This is a genomic window from Methylomonas sp. LWB (genome assembly GCF_001856095.1).
GTDB lineage: Bacteria > Pseudomonadota > Gammaproteobacteria > Methylococcales > Methylomonadaceae > Methylomonas > Methylomonas koyamae_A.
The window spans coordinates 121194-140646 of record NZ_MKMC01000089.1; the positions used below are offsets into that span (position 1 = coordinate 121194).

Here is a 19453-nt window from a genome sequence, read left to right on the forward strand (position 1 = left end):
CCAACGCATCCTCCCAACCATCGCCGCTGAGCCCCATGTACAGTCCCGAACAGTTCGCCGAACCCCGCATAGAAGTCATGCAAGACCTAATCCGCCAATATCCGTTGGCGACCCTGGTAACGCTAGCCGGCGACGGTCTGAACGCCAACCACGTTCCGCTGCATTTATGCGGCGACGACGGCTCGGCTTATGGCTGCTTGCGCGGTCACGTCGCCAGAGCCAACCCGCTGTGGCGCGCCGGCGAGTCGTCCGCGGAACTACTGGCGATTTTCCAAGCCCCGAATGCCTATATTTCGCCTAGCTGGTACGCCAGCAAACGCGAAACCGGCCGAGTGGTGCCGACTTGGAATTATGCCGCCGTCCACGCCTACGGACGTTTACGAGCCGTGGACGATCCGGTCTGGATACGCGATCAAATAGTGGCTATGACGGCGGCACAGGAGGCGGCGTTTGCCGAGCCTTGGGCCGTCGCCGACGCCCCGGCGGATTTTACCGAACGCCTGCTGACCCAAATCGTCGGCATCGAAATCCGGATAACCCGCTTGCTGGGCAAATGGAAAGTCAGCCAAAATCAACCGGCGGCGAACCGGAGCAGCGTGATCGCCGGTTTACGCGAAACCGGGCACGAAAGCATGGCCGACTTGGTTGCGGAACGCTCCGAACCCGCCGCCCGCAACCCACCCGAAACTTGAACGACGGACCTCCTATGGCCAGAAACATCGAAATCAAAGCCCGAATCGCCAGCGTCGCCGCGCTGCTGCCGCTGGTCGCCGGTATCGCCGATCAGGGACCGTTCGCGCTGACACAGGACGACACCTTTTTTCAGTGCCCGAACGGCCGCCTCAAGTTGCGGGCGTTTTCCGAAAACAGCGGCGAACTGATTTTCTACCAGCGTCCGGATCAAACCGGACCGAAAACTTCGTTCTACCGAATCTCGCCCACCGACGCCCCGGCCAGCCTGCGCGATGCGCTGACGCTGGCCTACGGCACCATCGGCCGGGTCCGCAAGCAACGCACCTTGTTCTTGGTCGGCCGCACCCGCATTCATTTGGATCAGGTCGAAGGCCTGGGCGATTTTCTGGAGTTGGAAGTGGTGTTGGGCGACGCCGAAACCGAAACCGCCGGCCGAGCGGTCGCCGACGACTTGATCGCGGCGTTGGACATACGCCCGGAACAATTGCTGGCCGCCGCTTACCTGGATCTGCTGGCCGAGGCTCGGCCTTGCGAGGATTCGGTGGCGAACCCGAGTCGCGACGATGAAACGCCATCTGCTTAGCACCGCGCTGCTGCTGACCGCGCTCGCCTGCTATGGGGCCGGCTATGCCGGCGCCGGCACGATAGCGTTCGCGGTCGGCGGCGTTTTCGAGGCCGGGTTTTGGTACCGGATGTTGTTCGGGCCGATGGCGGACAAAGAAAAAGAGTAGGCGATTATCTTGGGCAGGGATGGACATTAGCCGGTTTTGATCTAACTTCAGATGTCGGAAATCGGAAATCGCAAGCCGAATCGACCATTACCCAAACAGCGCGGCGCGAACCGCCGTCGCCCCCTTCACACCCGCCAATCCAACCAGCCTATCGCCTAGGAGGCATCATGCCATCGAAAACTCTCCCCAAACAAAACGGCAATTCTTGCGCGGCGCATTGCACGGTCATTGCGATCGCCGAACTTTCTAACAATCAGCTGTGTTTGGACCAGACATTTGCCGAAAAAACCGTCTGGCCGGCCATCCAATTCGTATCCACGGGCGGTTTGGCGCCCGGAATCGACCAGCTCGCCGCCGCCAAAAATAGCGACCCGCGCAAAATCATCACTGAAACCGACAAAATCTCGAACAAGACGGTAAAGGCCGAGTTGGTTTGCGACGATAGCCAAAAAACCGGCGCGCTGGTTTACGTAACCGACCTCGCAACAAAACAAGGGCTGGGTTCGCTGTTTAATTTGATTAAAGGCGGCGGGACAAGCACCAGCCTTACGCTAACCGACGGCGTTTTCTATAACGCCAGTTACTTGATGTTTAACGGTGCCAAAGCAGCCACCGGCACCTTTACCGGTATGCACAATATCTTGGTGACCCGCGAAGGCGGCAAGGATTACTACTACAACCCCAACGAAAACAAACCCGGCTGGAATCTAACTTCGGATTGGAAAGTACTCGACAACCAAAACGGCGGAAACCACAGCTACGTGTTCACGGGCGTTTGCGTGGAGATGAAAAAGTAGGGCAAGTTGACGATCACAAAAAGGATTTCGCGCTGAGCATGAAACACGTCCTTCCGGGAGAGGCTTTAACTGCGATTACCGGTGTGTCGGCCGGATAATACCTAGGCTCAACGGTCGGTCGGGCACTCCGCCGCCGATGGCAACAGCCCGTCCGTTTTGGCTTGGCGCAATGCCTTGAGCGAGTTCGGCCAAAAATAAATTTCGCCGACCGGGCCGTCGTAGACCGAAACCCGCAGATCGTCGGCACTCGAGTCCAAGGCCTTGCCGAGCTCGCCATCTCTGATCCAGACCCATTGCTTACGCTCGACGTGCAAGCATTCTCGCTGCATCGCCAGCACGTTGGCCGGCACGAACGGCACTTTCGCGACGAAGGTTAGAAACGCTGAGTCCGGCGACCGGGACGGCCCGCGGATATTCGCATCGGTAAGCTCCGCCAATCGATAGACGCAGTTCGACTCCTCGAAGAATTCTCGATTAGCCGTCTCGATTGGCGACTCGCCGCCTTCCCACGTGCCGCCGAAATGGGCCCAACCTTGCCGTCCCGGCGCGTCGTCGAACGCCAACAGATGAAGAATCTGCCCATTCCGGCACGCATACGCCGCGATGCCGGCCGGCGGCCCCGGTTCGGCAACGGATGGGCCGACGATAAACCACAGAAATACGGCAATAGGCACCGAAAGAATGAAGCGCATGGTTCGAACTCCCCGAAGGCAATGTATCGATCGGCCAATACTATACGGCGACTTCTCGATGGCAAATAGCGATTTTCCGCCGCGTTAAAAATTCGCGACCGGCTGGTGTCCATGGCAATTGCCGAGTTATACGTCATAAGCTTTCGAACCATGCCGTATCAATGCTGACGCGTTCCACGAGTTCCGTTTTTACCCCGAGCGCCAACTCTTTCAATTTCTCCGCTAACTCGTCGCCATCAACCAGATCGATCGGCGGCGCACCATCTCTGGTGGCTTCTTTATACGGGGAAACGTGAAAACTCATGAAACCATGGATACGGGCAATGCCTTCGCTTCAATTCCGCAATCCAGACGGCACGAACGAATCGAAGCTTGCCATCATCCGTGGCACTGGATGCCCGCTTCCCGGCGGGCATGACGGTATCGCTAAATTCCGAAAACCTTATTGGAGTCAGGCGCTTTTCTTGAAATGATGAAAATCCTGAATGCTATCTAACTCAGCCTGTTCAAATTGCTGGGTTTGATAAAGATCCCAACGAATTTGTATATTCAGCCAAAAATCGGCGGACATGCCAAAAAAACGGGCGAGCCGTAAAGCAAGGCTGGAGTTAACGCTATCATTTTGCTGAATCAAATCCTCGATTTTTTGCAGCGGCACATGAATCGCTTCGGCCAATTGCTGACCCGTAATTTGCATCGGCTTTAAAAACTCTTCTTCTAACATTTCGCCCGGATGAGTGGGTTTTCTATGGGTTGGTATGCGTACCATGGGTCACCTCTAGTGGTAATCGACGATTTCGACCTCGTCCGGCCCTGACTCCGACCACTTGAAACAAATTCTAAACTGATCGTTAATGCGAATACTGTATTGCCCTTTTCTGTCCCCCGATAACGCTTCAAGACGATTCCCCGGCGGAACCCTTAATTCCTCCAGAAAAATGGCCGAATCCAACTGATCAAGCTTTCTAGCGGCGATTCGCCAAATGGCTTGCGGGCAAGCTTTTCTGGCGATCGCCGAAGATACGCCGTTGAAAATATCTTCGGTAGCCTAATCTTTGAATGCAACGATCATGAACACAGCTTAACAAGCATCGTTTAGTCCATTCGCCAATGGATTCCCGGTAAACTCATCCGAAGCTTGGGGCGGCGAGCCTTACCCCATTCGAATCCCTCGCCCGTTTTAACCAGATAAACGCCGATACAAGGCCAGCACCCGCTCCGCGATCCCGCCGTCGCTGCAATACAACACGCCGCAATGGTTTAGATAAGTCGAGCCTTCCGGATTCAAGGCCAGCGGCCGGCCGCGCATGTCGCTAAACGGCGCGCCGGCTTCGCGAAACAGGCAGGCGGTGGCGGCATAGTCCCAGATGCTGCCGCCGCCGACTTGGGGTTTGGGGTATTTGAAGTAGCAAGCCGGGGTTTGCAGCGCCAGGCAGGCGTTCAGGGCCGCGCCGCCTTGCAGTTTCAATTCGGCCCTGGGGTAACCCAGTTCGGCGGCGATGCGCTCGAGCTCGGGCAAGGTCGCGGCGTAAAGCGGGTCGTCGGCGAAGCTTTTATCGGTGACGAAGGTCAGGATCGGGCTGCTCGGACGCGCCGGCAACCGTTGCCGATTGCGCCAAGCGCCCCGGCCGGCAACGGCGCTATACAAGGTTTGGCTCAACGGGTCGTAGACCACGCCGATCGCCGGCGTGCCGTCGCGAGCCACCAGCGCGATAGCCACCGAATAGCCCGGCACGCCTTCGATAAACGGCAAGGTGCCGTCCAGCGGGTCTATGCACCAGAAATAATCCCGGTCCAGCCGCGCCCTATCGTCCGGGCTTTCCTCGGACAACAACGCCAAATCGTAATGCGCGCAGGTCGGCAGCAACACTTGCAAAATCGCGTCCTGGCTGAGATGGTCGACTTCGGTGACCACTTGCGCGGCCAGACTGGCGCCGCCGGCCTTGGTGTTGACCGCGACCTCCCGGTTGGCGTGGCGGGCGATCAGATGGCCGGCCTGGTAGGCGGCGGATATGCCGGCTTGGCCGAGCAAGTGCAAGTCTAGGTCGCTGAGTCGCATCGGATCTCCGTCAATTGGGCGATGACTTGCCGCGCCAGCCGTTCGCTGTAGCTGTCGCTCGGCCAATGGCCGGGACTCCAGCCTTTTAAAAAGCGGTGAAAGTCGGTCCAGGCCAGCGGGTACAAGGCCCGCCAGTCGCGTTCCAGCGCGTCGGCGTCGATATCCGGGCGCTTGACGCTTAAGGCCCGGCGCAAGGCGGCGAAGTAGATCGCCAACAGTTCGGACTCGCGGCGTTCGCATTCCGGCAAGGGCACACAACTGTCGATGAAGTAGGCCACGTCCTTGATGCCCGGCCCGCCGCCGACGTATTGAAAATCCACCGCCGCGACTGGGCCGGCACGCTCGGCGAAGCAAAAGTTGTCCAGCTTGGCATCGCCGTGGACCAGGGTTTGAAACGGGCTGGCGCTCAGCGCCCGGTCGATCGCGGCGGCGGCCTGTTGTAACGGCGGATCGTTCAACGCCTGCAACTCGTCGGGCCGGGTCGCCAGATGCCAGTAAGTGCCGGTCGGCCACAAGCCCTCCGGCTTATCGCCAAGAAAAGTCGCGTGAAAATTCGCCAGCCAGGCCAAACAGGCGCTTAAATCGTCCTCCGCAATCCGCGAGCGGCGCCGGCCGAAACCGGCGGCATCCAGGTCTTCCAGGATCAGCACCACTTCGTCGCCGAACGCCGCCGACGCCAAGCTCGCCGGCACCCGGCAAGCGCTGTCGCAACGCGAACTCCAATCGCTATACCAGATGGTTTCGACTTGATAGGAGCGCAATTTGCGCCGGTGCGAGAGGTCGCCGTGCCCGATGCGCGGCGGCTTGACGTGCTTGACCACGACGCCGGCGCGGTCGGCGCCGTGCAAGCGGTAGCGCACGATCCGGCCGTAGCCGCTCCACAAGCGCTGCACCACCTGTCGCGGCTCGGCCTGAACGGCGCCGGTGGCTTGGCAAATCAGGGCGGCGATGTCGGGCGGCATAAGCAGTCGGGCTGAGAAAATCGTCATTATACAAAGCGGCGATCTGGGTTAAGGTAGCGCGACATTTGCACTCAGGATTTGCGATGAACTTTGCCTCCGACAACTGGGCCGGCGCTCACCCGGCCATCGCCCAACAATTGCTGGCCGCGTCGGCCGGTTTCGCCGCGCCTTACGGTGCCAGCGAGCTGGATCGCGCCGTCGAGCAGCGCTTTAACGAACTGTTCGAACGCGAGGTGGCGGTGTACTTCGTCGGCACCGGCACCGCCGCCAATTCGCTGGCGCTGGCCGCGATCAACCGCCCCGGCGGCGTGACCTTTTGTCATCGCGAAGCCCACATGCTGGAAGACGAATGCGGCGCGCCGGAGTTTTTCACCCACGGCGCCCGGCTGGCGGCGGTCGACGGCGAGTTGGGCAAGATCGATCCGGCCAAGCTGGCGGCGGAGATTCGCCGCTTTCCGGCCGATTTCATCCACGCCGGCCAGCCGATGGCGGTGTCCATCACCCAAGCCAGCGAAATCGGCACCGTTTACCGTCCCGACGAAATCGCCGCGATCGCCGAGGTGGCGCAAACTCACGGACTGCCGCTGCACATGGACGGCGCCCGCTTCGCCAACGCCTTGGTCGCGCTAAACCTGACGCCGGCCGATATGACTTGGCGGCTGGGCGTGGACATTGTGTCGTTCGGCGCCACCAAAAACGGTTGCTGGTGTGCCGAGGCGTTGGTGTTCATGAACCCGGCCGCCGCCAAGGATCTGCCCTTCATCCGCAAGCGCGCGGCGCAGTTGTTTTCCAAAAGCCGCTTTATCGCCGCGCAATTCCAGGCCTATCTGCACGAAGGCCTGTGGCTGGCATTGGCCCGCCACGCCAACGCGATGGCCGCGCGACTGCAACAAGGCATCGCCGCCTCCGGCCGCGCCCGGCTGGCCTGGCCGGCCGAAGCCAACGAGGTGTTCGCGATATTGACCCAGGCCGACGCCGCCCGGCTGCGCGCGGCCGGCGCGGTGTTCTATCCGTGGAATCCGCCGCACGCCGCGCCGGGCCTGCTCGCCGAGCACGAAACCCTGGTCCGCCTGGTCGCCAGTTTTGCCACGCAGCCGGACGACGTGGAGCGGTTTATCGATGTGCTGGGTTAATCGATACGGCGGAACCGCCGACGCGTTCCGCCGAGTGTTCACCGACCCAAAAATCGCAAACATCCAAAGGTTTGGGATTCTAGGGTTACCGGCGTTAATAAAAATGAATCACGGACACTCAGCGCCACGCCCGATGATTCAAACATTTCGTTGATCACAAAGCCGTCCCGCCCTTGGCTAAGCTCCAGCCACATACGGCGTCGAGCATTTTTTGCCCGACGCCGAACCAACGATACTCGACGCCGAGTCTTTTTTACTCGAAGCCGACCCGGCGATACTCGACGCCGAGTCTTTTTTGCCCGGCGTCGAACCGACGATACTCGATGCCGAGTGTTTTTTGCTCGGCCGACCACCGGCGATTCGAACCCGCCTTTCCCGCCAGCCGTAGTCACCCAAGCCACTCGGCCGGAGTACAAACCTAGGTTTGCACTCCAATGCGACGTTCCCCTACGCCAAGCGCCGCAGGGAGAAATCGAGTGGATGGGCTTAACAACGTCTCGGCCAGAACTTGCTCCGCCTAATCGAGCAAAACGCGGTTTATTTAGGCTCAGGGAAGTCCATCAAACGCCCCGCCGGAATCGCGGGACCAATGGTTGGGGATTGAGGTCAGGTAGGGCGGAAGCCATCAGGCGTTCCACCTTACGGGTTTGATCCACCAGCTGGAAGGAGGGCGCTGTTGGCGCCGAACTGAAACCGCCTGTCGATAGCGCAACGACGACAGCAAGAGACGGCGAGACGGAGCATGACGGCTAACGTAGAGCTAACCGGGCGCGGCACGATGAAACGTGACGCGCAGACTCATTGCCTGATTTTGGCAAGAGCAGCGGCTTTTACTTCACTCCAGGGAACTACATCATCGGGGTTGGCAAGGTGATCTGCGAGGCGGCGGTCAAGCTCCGTTTTTTGCGCTTCGGTCAACGATGGCGTGGCGCCACGACTAACAATACCATCCCATATAGCTTCAACCAGTTCGATCTGCTCATCAATGCCAAGTACACGAGCTTGCTGTAAGAGTTGTGTATTCATGATCTGGCCCCCGTTCAAAGCTAACTAAGAATTCTACCGAGCTTTACTGCCAATGTCGAACAGAGGGCTAACGTGAAAGTGAGCTGACCTGCGCGGCTTTTCGCGCAGGTCAGCTCGAACGCAGAGTTAGGGTTAGGTTTCATGGTTGAATTCCCTGCTTACTCGGTAGTGCCGTCGTGCTCGATCTTCCGAAGCACGACATGAATGGTGGCAAGGTAGAAATAGAACATCCAACTTAACCAAATAACCTGGTAGGGTACACACCGCGTACCTTCTTCATCGGAAACCTCGAAAATGGCATGCGGCGCATGCATGGCAGCTGTTTACGATTTGAAAACCGGCCAATCAGGAATTTCCAATGCCCAACGCTCATGAAGCAGTTGCGTCGCCCCGGCAAATGAAAGTCCCTGGCGTGGGAGCGGCTTTAGCCGCGATTGACAACGCTACGACACCTAATTGAGTGACCGCGTCGGGTGACTTTCAGAGTAATGAATCGGTAACAGCGTGCCGCGTGGGCACAAACACCGTGCCCACCCTATTCGGCTAGCCGTCATTTTTTATCGTCCAAGACGTCGCCATCTCCTTTAGCAGGTCGTCGATTGCCTCTTTTGTAACCTTGTCGAGAGCGCCATGGGTCGCGCGTGAATTCTGCGGCAGCTTTAGCTGGGCGAATCCAACGAAAGGATCATCACCTACAAACACAGCAAGCTCTGCGACCAGCGTTGGTTCAAACGGCCCCGTATTTGGCACATTCTTACCTGAAGCGTCCCGCACGAAAGAATCGCGGAGAATTGCTTCCATGACAAAGAACTTCTGCAGTCTTCACTGCTTCCCCGCGAGCTCGTGCTGGAAGCGCTCCATAAGTCGGACCTGCAAAAGTTGAAGTCTGTCAACCTCCAGCGATCTATCTCCGTGCATCGTGTAGCGGAACGAGCTATTGGGGTAGGGGAATCCTTCTCTCTCTGCGGCTGGCCTTTGATCCACCAGCTGGAAGGAGGGCGCTGTTGGCGCCGAACTGAAACCGCCTGTCGATAGCGCAACTACGACAGCAAGGGACAGGAGCACCGAGGCGAGACGGAGCATGACGGCTAACGCAACGCTTAGCGGCGGAGCGTTAGCGGAGTTCACTGGAGCGTTGGGTTAGGCTCCCAGTTGATACACTAACTTTGCGTGGTGGTAATGAAACCATTCGCTCCAGGTGGGTATCTTGTTTTGCCATAAGGTCTTCAAACATAGCGTCAACGTTATAGTTAAACTGACGTGCATATTCTTCCCTAAGTGCGCGTGTTTCGGTAACAATGGGGTCTTTCCACATAGTTATTCCTCGGTAAGTTCCAATGGGGTGCAGATAACGGGCGGTTCGTAGCCATGCGCCCGGCAGGTCGCTTCTATTTTAGGCCGTGTATGGGCGTTGGCAATATGCGTACAATTCCAGGTAAGCAAATACTCGATGCCATTTACAACGGCAATAGCCACATGATAAGCATCTGCTTCGGCTTTCGCGGGAAGCGCGTGGTCTTCGATAAGTGCTTGCGCCAAAATCCGGACCTCGGGAGATATTTGTAGCAATGGCAGATCGCCGATTACGGCCAACCGCCGCTGTGCGGCCTCTGGATGACCTTTACTGGCTTCAGATATAACGAGTTCAGACACAAAAACCCTGTAATTGGGTTGTTGGATTTCCCACCACTCCAGTGTCACGCTTTGATTTGCCGTGGCACGTAAATCGTTACTTGGCCTTGCTGTCAAATAGCTGAAAATGGATGTTTCGATATAAACGGTTGCTTTCAAAGAACCTCCAATTTTATTAGCCCAGTCGGCGGGTTACGCTTTCCGCTAACCCGCCCTACCGCGCTAAATCGTGCCCGCCCTGGCTGTCGATTTGGCGGAACCGCTAACGCGTTCCGCCTTAGGGGTTACGGGTTAGTCCCCTGATGCCGCGCCGAGCACCGAAGGGTTTGAGCGGGAATTGCCCGACAGGGGCGCGGCAGGGATGCCGCGCGTTTTTGGAGGGCTATGGATAGCCCTTCCAAAAACCCCGCTCAAACCCGCAGGAGCGCAGGATGTAAGCGGCATGGGGTGTCGTTTCTTTTGGATACTTTTCTTTGGACAAGCAAAGAAAAGTATCTCGGCTGTCGGGCCGAAACCCGACATTAAAATCAGCTTCACGTTAGCGAAACACAAAATAAATTTACTTTCAATCCGCGTGGGCACAAACACCGTGCCCACCCTACCTGGCCAAATTCGACGGTAATCCATTTTTTTATCGTCCACTCTGTGAATTAAATTCGGCGCAATGCCCGTTGGTTATTGCGCCTTACGGCCTTAGGGTGCTCAGGCCATGGACCAATCAAAGTACACCTCGTCGCCTCCATCAGAGATCGCTATCCAATTGACTAACACCAACGATGGGTCCGTAATTAAGCAATTGGATTTCGTGTCCCATTCAAAGAGCGACTCGTGGAGCGCTTGGCTCCCGAATGCCATCATTGCCCCGTATGTCCAATAGCTCCAGGCTCCGGTCGGGCCGAGTCGTACTTCAACAAGGATCTCTCGGTGTCGCAATGAATCACGGTAGCGAAGCATGCTCCCCTCGCACTTGACGTCAGCAATCGATAATTGCCCAAGAGACTTCTTGAAGTTGGGAACGGGAAAGCGATGCTCTTTCCGTTTTCCAACAAGCCCGAGCGCGACTGATTTCGCGCCCCCACCTTTGCGGAATTCCAGTTGTACAAGAGCATCTGCGAAACGATAAAACCAATACTGATCTATCACTTGATGAGCGGGTCCAAGCAATTCGCGCACGCGGTCTTGTGATACAGCAGGCGTCAGATGTTCCAAGAGATTCTTAGGGGCTTTGGTTAGCCGGATACGAGGACGTTGAAAAGTTGCGATCAGATATCGCCAAATCGGGCCGACAAGGGTTCCGAGAGTTTTGCCAAGGAATCCACCCACAGCCTCGATCATGTCTTTGACTCCCAACAATTGACTATCAAGCAAATCTGCCCATATAAGTTGATATTAAACGCCTTTTCAGGCAGTTTTGCCTTCTTATCCGGAGAAGTGGGCATGTTTGCTTTGATAACTTGCTGTTAGCCGGTAAACCAGGCAATCCTACCTGCATATTTATTGCTACCGACTCTATCAGGTAGGCACTCTATGTCAAGCGAGACGCCCGTAGCCACAAGCACCAACCGAATACCCAACCCATCAATCGTCCTCACGTTTCCCGGCACTTCCGTTTATTGAGCAACACGCCCGCAGCCAGCAATCCCAACAGCCCGGCCCATAGCAATCCCGGCATCAGATAGAAATGGGTCTGATAGAAGGTGGCGGGCGGTTCGGCCAGGAACGGCACGTGGTAGGCTTCGGCCCAACGGGTGTGGAAGGGCGAAAACGGCAGCACGTCGCCGTTGGCCAGCGAGACGGTGGAAATGCCGGTATTGGTGACCCGCAATACCGGGCGGCGGAATTCGATGCCGCGCGCCAAGGTCATGTACAGGTGCTGGTAGGGTTCCTGCCAGGTGCCGTACCAGGAATCGTTGGTGACGTTGACGATGAATTGCGCGCCCAAGTCGGCCAGGCCCTTGGAAAATTCCGGAAACAGACTTTCGTAGCAGACTTGCGGCCCCATTTTGAAGCCGTTCATCTCCAGCAATACGGTCGGCCCCGGCCCGCGGCCGAATTGGCCGACCATCGGCAGCAGCTTTTTCAGCCAAGGAAAGGTTTCCGCGCCGGGCAGGTATTCGCCCAGCGCCAGCAGAATGGTTTTGCTGTAGTGCGGTTCCAGCACCTTGCCGGTCTGATCGACCGCGAACAGCGAATTGGTGATGTCGCCGTTGCGGTCGCGGCCATAGGCGCCGGTCAGCAGCGGCAATTGCCGGTTGCGCAGGTATTCGCTCAGCAACGCGGCGTAAGGCGATTGGTTGAATTCGCCGCCGAGCAGCGACGGGAACGCGGTTTCCGACCACATCGCGAAATGCACGTTCGGCGATTTTTCCAGGCCAAGGTCGGTGGCCCGGAAATATTCGGTCAGGATTTCGGCCCGGTAACCCTTACCGCCTTCCATCGCCCGCTTTTGGCCGTTGTCGATATTGGCTTGCACCAGCAACGCGTCCAACGCGGCGTCCGGCTCCGGCAAGCGCTGTTTTAGCCACAGGCCGCCACCATTGGCGCTGGCGAAGACCAGCAAAAATCCCAGCAAGGCCAGTTTGCCGGTCCATTGCCGGCGGCGTTGCCAGACGAACAGCAGCCACAGATTGGCGAGTATCGTCAGCATGCTGAGGCCGGCGAAGCCGACGAACTCGGCCCACTGGTAAACCGGCAGGCCGGCGCCGTACCAGCTATAACCGAAATTCCATTTGAACAGCATCGGCACGTACAACTCGGCCAGGGCGGTGGTTAGCGCCATCAGTCCGTAGGACAGCCCGGCGCGGCCGGCCGCGAACCGGCGCAACCCAAACCAGGCGATTCCGGCAAGCGGTGCGAACACATGGCCGAACATCGCGAAAATCAGCATGCCGATCCCGGCGACCAACCAATTCACCTGGGCGAATTCGTGCAGCGTATACGTCACCCAATTGAAGCCGATCAGGGTATAGACGGTACTGGTCAGCACGCCGCCGTAAACGACCGGCTTCAACGCGGTTTGCCGCTGCCAGAACAGCCACAACGGCACGAAGCCGAACAGCGAGGCCCAGGGCGGAAACGGAATGTAACTGGTGCCGATGAATAGGCCGGACAGAACCGGCAGCCACCACTCGGAAAGGTTGCGCGCCCGGTCCGCCGGCGCCGTCGAAATACTTGTCATGAGTCGTTGTCCGGCCGGGCCGGATTCGGTTGAGGAAAGAGGAGGGTCCGGCGCCGGCTTATTCCGGCAAGACCTCGAGCACACCCGGCCGAGCCGGGCCGAACATCGCCGCCGCTTGACCATTTTGCCAGAAGGCTTGCTGATCGCGGTAATGCGCCGACAGAAAATGGCCGGACTGGCCGCCCGGCATTTGCAGGATCGCGTCTTCCGGGTGCGCCGGCGACAGCACCAGGCGCTCGCTGGCGCCGTGGGCGTTGTCCATGACCCGCACGCAAACGCTGGCGCAACCGTCGCTGGCGAAGGCCGGCAGATTCAACACGGCGGCCAGTTGCGGCATCGCTTTGGTGAACGGGTGTTGCAGGCCGATGGCATGGGCTTCGCCCCAAGTCAGCCGATCCGGCGCGGTCCGCGGATATTGTTGCCGCAGCGCCCGCACGGTTTCGCGCAGGGTATCGGCGATCATCGCCGACCAATCGTCGCGGTAGGACTCGGCCAGCAAGCCTGGCGGGCGTTCGGTCAGCAGTTGGCGTAGCGGAGTTTCCATTGCCCGCCAGGCGTAGCGAAATTCCGGATCGTAGACCCGGCAGGCGGCGACGATCTTGGCGAACACCGTTTCGGCCAAGCGTTTACGGAATTCGTTGACCACGGCGGCGCCGACGCTGGCGGCGTTCATGCGGCCGTCCCAGGCCTGCAACGCGCGTTCGGCGCTTTGCAAATCGCCGTCCTTGTCCGATAGGTTTCGCAGTTCGTCCAGCGCCAGTTGCCGGTAAAAGTCCAGCGCGCCGGCCCGGCTGTCGAGCTGGATTGCCAGCATGTCGCGCTCGTCGATCCGGTCCTTTTCGCGCAGCAGTTCGGTAATCCGGTAGGCCCGGTAGCCCTGCGCCCAATTGTGGCCGATCACGTGCGGATAGTCGGCGCCTAGCGTGCGATTGTTGGCCGTGGCGATAAAGCCTTGCTCGGGATTGTTTAGGCGCGGCAACTGCTCCGGCGGAATGAAGCCTTGCCAGCCGATGTCGCCGTCCGCCCAGGAACGGCTGATCAAACCGTCGAAGCCGCTCCGCTTGGGAAAGCGGCCCATGTAGGTCCAGCCGATATGACCGTCGGCGTCGGCGAACACCACGTTTTGCGGCGGACCGCCGGCTTGATTGATCAGCGTCAATGCCTGATCGACGTTGGCGGCGGCGTCCAGATCGAGCAAGCCCAAATCGACGCCGTGGCGTTCCAGCGCGGTCCATTTGATCGCCACCGGCTTGCCCAGCAAGGGCTGGTCCGATACCGGTCCCCAAATCGTGTCTCGTAGTTCGATGTCGGTGTCCGGCTGGCCTTTGACCTTGATGGTCTCGCGCCGGCTGGCGAAGGGTTGCCAACCTTGCGGGGTGCGGTAGGCGCCGGGGTGGTCGGCGTCGGTTTCCAGGCTCACCAAGTCGAACAGGTCGGCGGTGACGTTGGTAAAGCCCCAGGCCACCCGGCCGTTGCCGCCGACGATGACGCCCGGTACGCCGGGCAGCGTAACGCCGGCGACCTGCCGCCCCTGATATTGCAGCTCGGCGCGGTACCAGATGTTGGGCAGGCCCAGCGCCAAGTGCATGTCATTGGCGACGATGGCCCGGCCGTCGGCGGTCTTGCGTCCGGACACCGCCCAATTGTTGGAACCGGCGACCGCGTTGTCGGCATCGACGCTATTCCGGGCCAGTTGCGTGCCGGCCGCGGGCAATCCGGCCAGCGCCCGACGCGGTATGCTTGGGCTGTAGCGGCGCGGCCGGTCGCCGCCGATTAGCACGGTCGCGTAGAGATCGGTGTCGGGGGTTAGGAAGGTCAGCAAATCGGCCGGCAACGCCTTGGCCATCACGCTGGCCATGCGTTCGTCCTGCTCGTAGCCGTTCAGGGTTTGGAACATCGCCAACACCACCAGCAGACTGTCTTCCGGCCGCCACGGCTGCGGCCGAAACCGTAGCGCCAGAAACTCCGGCGCCAATATCGTGGTTCGAGTCAGATACGCGTTGACGCCGGCGGCGTAGGCCTGCAAAGCCGAGCGCTGGGTTTCCGGCATATCCGCAAAGATTTGCCCGGCGACCCGCTCGAAACCAAACACCCGCTGCTTGCGGTCCAGGGCCAACGCCGAATCGCCGAACAACTCGGCCAGACGGCCGGCGCTCTTGCGCCGCATCAATTCCATTTGAAACAACCGGTCGCGGGCGTGCAGAAAGCCCAACACCCGAAAGGCGTCGTCCCGATTCCGCGCCGCGATGGTCGGAATCGCCAGCTCGTCGCTCCGCACCGTCGCTTCCGCCGACAAGCCCGACAAACGGATCTCGCCGTCTTGGTTCGGCAACGATGCCGCGAGCAGTCCGTAAACTACGGCGGCGATGGCGAGGATCAATCCGAATATCGAAAAACCGGCGGTTTTCATGGCGGCAATTGGTTCGCTGTTGAATGGATGGAACGGATCGAAGCCTCGCGCCGGACCTCGACGATCGAGATTGCGGATAGGCTTGAGCTAGCCTTCACGCGGGATCGCCGGCACTATCCGGCGCTTTCAATCGCTCGGTTCGGACGAAAATCCAAACCATTCGTCCAACACCTGGTGTACGTCGTCGATGCCGGTTTTATTCAAGGCCGAAAACAATTGCAGGCTGACGACGATTTCGGCCCGGCTCAAATCGCGCTGCACTTGCAACAACGTGGTTTTGGCGGCGCCGAATTTCAATTTGTCGGCTTTGGTCAGCAGGATGTGCAGCGGCAACTTGCTGACCTCGCACCATTCGACCATTTGCCAATCGAAATCGGTTAGCGGATGGCGAATGTCCATCACCAACACGATGCCGGATAGCGCTTTGCGATTCTTCAGATAGGTTTCCATCATTTGTTGCCATTCCCGTTTCATCGCCTCCGGCACCTTGGCGTAGCCGTAGCCGGGCAAATCGACCAACTTGCGGTCGTCGTCGATGCGAAAGAAATTCAACAATTGGGTGCGGCCGGGGGTTTTGCTGACCCTAGCCAACGCATTTTGCTGCACCAGCGTGTTGATCGCGCTGGATTTGCCGGCATTGGAACGGCCGGCAAAGGCGATTTCCATCCCTTGATCCGGCGGCGCATCTTGCAATCTCGGCGCGCTGGCGACGAATGAGGCCTGATGATAAAGGGGGTTCATGACGATCTCGCTTAGTCAAATTAAATCGGTTAGAATCCCGGCATTATAACGTCTATAGGCAAGTGTCCATTTGCTTATGTCGATCCATCATCCTGAACAGGGGCTTCAAATAATGATAAAAAAACTGCTGACTGTTTCCGTCACCTTGGCTCTGGCCTTTACCGGCCACGCGTACGCGCAGGGGAATAGTGGCGCGGGCAAAACCAAGGCGGCGGCTTGCGCCGGTTGCCACGGCGAAGACGGCAACAGCATGATGCCTAGCTTTCCCAAACTGGCCGGTCAACACCAAAATTATCTGGCTAAACAGTTGCAAGCGTTTAAATCCGGCACCCGCAATTCGCCGATGATGGCGCCGTTGGCGGCCGGCCTGGACGAACAAGCGATACAAGAAATCGCCACCTATTATTCGGCTAACCGCATCGCCGGCAACCCGGCTCCAAAGTTACCGGACAATGACGACGAGGCGCCCGCCAAAACCGACGAACAGAAAAAGGCCGAATTGACCGCGCTGATCGCTCAAGGCAGCGACCTGTACCGCAACGGCGATCTGAGCCGCGAAGTTTCCGCTTGCGTGGCCTGCCACGGCCCCTTCGGCGAAGGCAACAAACCCGCCTCGTTCCCGGCGCTGCACTCTCAGCACGCCGATTATTTGATTAAGTCGCTGACCGATTTCAAATCAGGCGCCCGCAGCAACGATCCCGAAAACATGATGCACATGATTGCCGGAAAAATGACCGATCAGCAAATCCAGGCCGTTGCGTACTACATCTCCACGATGAAGTAGCCTAATCCGCCGCCGGCCTTTTCGGACCGGCGGCGCCGTCTGTCGCTGTTTCGCCAAACAAGCCGGTTGAATCGGCTCACCGCCTCCCTCCGCATTGTCGGCCCGCAACGGGCGACATCCGACCTCCTCCTAAAACAGCCGGATGCGGAGCTTGCCGAATCGGCGTCCAGCGTAACGCCAACCGTCGCGCCAACCCGTCTTGATCCGCCCGAATTTTGCGTTTTTCGTCGTGCCCGCTATAGTGTCGGCACTTTATCGGGACAGCCGAGTCTGAACCGACAATGCCGGGTCGGCGGCCATGTAGCCTGTTTCATTCATGCCGACCGGGATAACATTTTTGTTGGGATTTCATTCTTACGGAGAACTATAGATGTTGAAAAAAATCGCGATATTAGGCCTGTTTTGCTTCACCGCGCTGGCGCGCGCGGAAGGCGGCTACGAAACCTTGACCCCCGCCCAACCGGTACAAAATCCGGAGAAAGTCGAGGTGATCGAATTCTTTTGGTACGGCTGCCCGCATTGCTACAGCCTGGAACCGTCGATGGCGGAATGGCTGAAAACCAAGCCGGCCAATGTCGAGTTCATCCGCCAACCCGCGGTTTTTAGCGACATCTGGGGCAAGCACGCCAAGGCGTTTTTTACCGCCGAGGCCCTCGGCGTGCTGGATAAAGTCCACGCCGACTTTTTCGACACCATTCAGAACAAAAAACAAAAACTGATCAGCGAAGACGAACTGGCTAAATTCTTCGCCGAACACGGCGTCAAGGACGAAGATTTTCGCAATGCTTACAATTCCTTCATGGTCGACGCCAAATTACGCCAGGCCGAAGCGATGGGGCCGCGCTACGGCATCACCGGCGTACCGGCCCTGATTATTAACGGCAAATATAAAGTGACCGGGCAATCCGCCAAATCCCAAGCCAATATGATTAGCGTGACCAACGAACTAATCGCGCAAGAATCCCAAAAGAAATAACCAGCCCCAGCGCGTTGTTCGGCCGGGCCAAGGTCCGGCCGCCGCGCGACTTATATTGAATAGTCTATAATTCTCCGTCGGCGAATTGTAAATTTTGGGGCATGTTTCATGGTTTTTTTCAGGAACAAGGATGACGGGCAGGAACAGTGGAAGGAAAAGTACTTCCGCCTGCTTGAAGACCAGGAAAAAACCGAAAAACAGTACAAGGCCAACGAAGATCTGCTTTGTAAAACCATCGTCCGTTTCGCGTTGGCGGTTAAGGGTCTCAATCGCCAATTGGACCCCCACTTAAACCGGATACGCAACCTACTGAAAAATGGCTTGCAAAGCCAGTTGCTGCAAAAGGAACTGACCGCGTTCTCCAGTGCCTTGATCATGCTGGAAGACGATGGCGCCAATCATCCGCTCGATTCCACATTGCTGTTCGAATTTCTGGGCAAGCTGTATCCGCAATGGCCAGACCAGTTCGAAGATATACAGCAACGCTACCAAAACCGGCAATTCGCCAATAATCAAGCGCTGTACATGGCGCTGCTGGAGTTGGTCGACCAGGACAAATCGGCCAACAGTATCGATTTGGCGCTGGATTTCGCCGAGATCGACAAGAAGGCCATCAATCTGCAGTTAATGAGACTGCTTGAAAGCATCGATATTCCAACCCAATTCGCCGAGAAATCGGCGCAAATCAAGCACCGTCTGAACGAAAACCAGTCATTGGGACCCATTTTCGACGACACCGTGGCGTTATTGCTCACCATCAAAAAATACATGGAAGCCGAGCAATTGGAAATGGCGGCGTTTCTGTCGAAATTGACCGAACAGTTGACCGAGCTGGGCATCAAGGCCATCGGCGTCAATCTGGCTAACGAATCTTCGGCCAAAAAACGTAACCTGCTGGATCGCACGGTCTCGGATCAACTGGTGGATTTGCAAACGCAATCGGCCAACGCCACCCAGCTCGAACCCCTCAAACAGTTGATCAATAGCCGCTTGCAGACCATTAGCCAACAAATCCAAGCTCACAATCAACTGGAACAGCAGGAACGCGAAAAAGTCGACCGCGAATTGCGGGTGTTATCGGAAAAATTGAAAGACATGGAAGCGGAATCCGGCGAATTGCGGGAACGCTTGGACCAAGCGCAACACCGCGCCACGCGGGATCCGTTGACCGGTTTGGCAAACCGGCTTGCGTTCGAAGAACGGATTGACCTCGAAATCGCGCGCTATCGACGCACTCTTCAGGCGTTCTCGTTGATCGTCTGGGACGTGGACTTTTTCAAGGCCATCAACGACACCTACGGCCACAAATCCGGCGATAAGGCCTTGGTAGCCATCGCCAAACTGTTATCCAAACACTGTCGGCAAAGCGACTTCGTTGCCCGCTTCGGCGGCGAGGAATTCGTGATGCTGTTGCCGGACACCGATGCCCAAGCGGCATTGTCGGTCGCCGAAAAATTGCGGGCCATCGTCGGCAACAGCGGCTTCGTAGCGAACGGTAACCGTTTGGCGATCACGATTTCCGGAGGCATCAGTCAATTTGCCGCCAACGACACCCAAGAAACCATCTTCGACAGGGCCGATAAAGGTTTATATCAAGCCAAACAGAACGGCCGAAATCGTTGCATAGTCGCATAATCGG

General features: G+C 58.0%; 22 protein-coding genes. 9 read left to right on the forward strand and 13 right to left on the reverse strand.

Annotated elements, in window-relative coordinates:
* The first annotated feature begins 35 nt into the window (after positions 1-35).
* The 4 genes from BJL95_RS22310 to BJL95_RS22320 all read left to right on the forward strand — a co-directional run bounded on the left by BJL95_RS22310 (position 36) and on the right by BJL95_RS22320 (position 2221).
* A complete protein-coding gene (locus BJL95_RS22310) occupies positions 36-692 on the forward strand; it encodes an FMN-binding negative transcriptional regulator (RefSeq protein ID WP_071160791.1) in 657 nt (218 codons plus the stop codon).
* Positions 693-706: 14 nt separating this feature from the next.
* Positions 707-1276: a class IV adenylate cyclase gene (locus tag BJL95_RS22315; RefSeq protein ID WP_071160792.1), complete on the forward strand. Its 570-nt coding sequence runs from the start codon at positions 707-709 to the stop codon at positions 1274-1276.
* A complete protein-coding gene (locus tag BJL95_RS25355; protein ID WP_175463774.1) occupies positions 1257-1424 on the forward strand; it encodes a hypothetical protein in 168 nt (55 codons plus the stop codon). Before BJL95_RS22315 ends, BJL95_RS25355 begins: the two co-directional genes overlap by 20 nt.
* Before the next feature lie 167 nt (positions 1425-1591).
* Positions 1592-2221, forward strand: coding sequence for a hypothetical protein (locus tag BJL95_RS22320; protein WP_071160793.1), 630 nt, complete (start codon positions 1592-1594; stop codon positions 2219-2221).
* Positions 2222-2328: 107 nt separating this feature from the next.
* On the opposite strand, the gene BJL95_RS22325 is transcribed toward BJL95_RS22320, so the two are convergent.
* The 6 genes from BJL95_RS22325 to BJL95_RS22345 all read right to left on the reverse strand — a co-directional run bounded on the left by BJL95_RS22325 (position 2329) and on the right by BJL95_RS22345 (position 5934).
* Entirely contained in the window at positions 2329-2913 is a 585-nt protein-coding gene (locus tag BJL95_RS22325) for an NUDIX hydrolase (protein ID WP_071160794.1), read from the reverse strand.
* A gap of 133 nt (positions 2914-3046) precedes the next feature.
* A complete protein-coding gene (locus BJL95_RS24335; RefSeq protein WP_217631722.1) occupies positions 3047-3217 on the reverse strand; it encodes a hypothetical protein in 171 nt (56 codons plus the stop codon).
* 147 nt (positions 3218-3364) lie between these two features.
* Entirely contained in the window at positions 3365-3682 is a 318-nt protein-coding gene (locus BJL95_RS22330) for a HigA family addiction module antitoxin (protein ID WP_071160795.1), read from the reverse strand.
* Positions 3683-3691: 9 nt separating this feature from the next.
* The gene (locus tag BJL95_RS22335; RefSeq protein ID WP_217631724.1) at positions 3692-3949 is read right to left on the reverse strand and encodes a type II toxin-antitoxin system RelE/ParE family toxin; all 258 of its coding nucleotides are present in this window, start codon (positions 3947-3949) and stop codon (positions 3692-3694) included.
* Positions 3950-4093: 144 nt separating this feature from the next.
* Entirely contained in the window at positions 4094-4972 is an 879-nt protein-coding gene (locus BJL95_RS22340) for a 3'(2'),5'-bisphosphate nucleotidase CysQ (protein ID WP_071160796.1), read from the reverse strand.
* Positions 4954-5934, reverse strand: a complete 981-nt coding sequence (locus BJL95_RS22345) for a phosphotransferase (protein ID WP_071160797.1) — start codon at positions 5932-5934, stop codon at positions 4954-4956. Before BJL95_RS22345 ends, BJL95_RS22340 begins: the two co-directional genes overlap by 19 nt.
* Positions 5935-6017: 83 nt before the next feature.
* Here BJL95_RS22345 and BJL95_RS22350 point away from each other — a divergent pair, with 83 nt between their 5' ends.
* A complete protein-coding gene (locus BJL95_RS22350; protein ID WP_071160798.1) occupies positions 6018-7067 on the forward strand; it encodes a low specificity L-threonine aldolase in 1050 nt (349 codons plus the stop codon).
* A gap of 211 nt (positions 7068-7278) precedes the next feature.
* Positions 7279-7455, forward strand: a complete 177-nt coding sequence (locus BJL95_RS25360; RefSeq protein ID WP_175463775.1) for a hypothetical protein — start codon at positions 7279-7281, stop codon at positions 7453-7455.
* Positions 7456-7865: 410 nt separating this feature from the next.
* On the opposite strand, the gene BJL95_RS22355 is transcribed toward BJL95_RS25360, so the two are convergent.
* The 7 genes from BJL95_RS22355 to yihA form a co-directional block, all read right to left on the reverse strand.
* Complete coding sequence (locus BJL95_RS22355; protein ID WP_071160799.1) at positions 7866-8093, reverse strand: addiction module protein; 228 nt, start codon at positions 8091-8093, stop codon at positions 7866-7868.
* Between the two features lie 543 nt (positions 8094-8636).
* A complete protein-coding gene (locus BJL95_RS22360; RefSeq protein ID WP_071160800.1) occupies positions 8637-8894 on the reverse strand; it encodes a hypothetical protein in 258 nt (85 codons plus the stop codon).
* Positions 8895-9410: 516 nt separating this feature from the next.
* Positions 9411-9884: a type II toxin-antitoxin system VapC family toxin gene (locus tag BJL95_RS22370; RefSeq protein WP_071160802.1), complete on the reverse strand. Its 474-nt coding sequence runs from the start codon at positions 9882-9884 to the stop codon at positions 9411-9413.
* Positions 9885-10427: 543 nt separating this feature from the next.
* Complete coding sequence (locus BJL95_RS22375; protein WP_071160803.1) at positions 10428-11060, reverse strand: hypothetical protein; 633 nt, start codon at positions 11058-11060, stop codon at positions 10428-10430.
* Between the two features lie 253 nt (positions 11061-11313).
* Positions 11314-12903, reverse strand: a complete 1590-nt coding sequence (gene lnt / locus BJL95_RS22380; RefSeq protein ID WP_071160804.1) for an apolipoprotein N-acyltransferase — start codon at positions 12901-12903, stop codon at positions 11314-11316.
* Positions 12904-12961: 58 nt separating this feature from the next.
* Positions 12962-15313 carry a penicillin acylase family protein gene (locus BJL95_RS22385; protein WP_071160805.1) on the reverse strand — a complete coding sequence of 784 codons (2352 nt, stop codon included), beginning with the start codon at positions 15311-15313 and terminating at the stop codon, positions 12962-12964.
* Positions 15314-15439: 126 nt separating this feature from the next.
* The gene (gene yihA, locus BJL95_RS22390) at positions 15440-16054 is read right to left on the reverse strand and encodes a ribosome biogenesis GTP-binding protein YihA/YsxC (protein ID WP_071160806.1); all 615 of its coding nucleotides are present in this window, start codon (positions 16052-16054) and stop codon (positions 15440-15442) included.
* Between the two features lie 112 nt (positions 16055-16166).
* Here yihA and BJL95_RS22395 point away from each other — a divergent pair, with 112 nt between their 5' ends.
* From BJL95_RS22395 to BJL95_RS22405, 3 genes are all read left to right on the forward strand, one after another.
* Positions 16167-16838, forward strand: a complete 672-nt coding sequence (locus BJL95_RS22395; protein WP_071160807.1) for a cytochrome c — start codon at positions 16167-16169, stop codon at positions 16836-16838.
* 370 nt (positions 16839-17208) lie between these two features.
* Positions 17209-17814, forward strand: coding sequence for a thiol:disulfide interchange protein DsbA/DsbL (locus BJL95_RS22400; RefSeq protein ID WP_071160808.1), 606 nt, complete (start codon positions 17209-17211; stop codon positions 17812-17814).
* 108 nt (positions 17815-17922) lie between these two features.
* Positions 17923-19449 carry a GGDEF domain-containing protein gene (locus tag BJL95_RS22405; protein WP_071160809.1) on the forward strand — a complete coding sequence of 509 codons (1527 nt, stop codon included), beginning with the start codon at positions 17923-17925 and terminating at the stop codon, positions 19447-19449.
* Positions 19450-19453 lie beyond the last annotated feature (4 nt).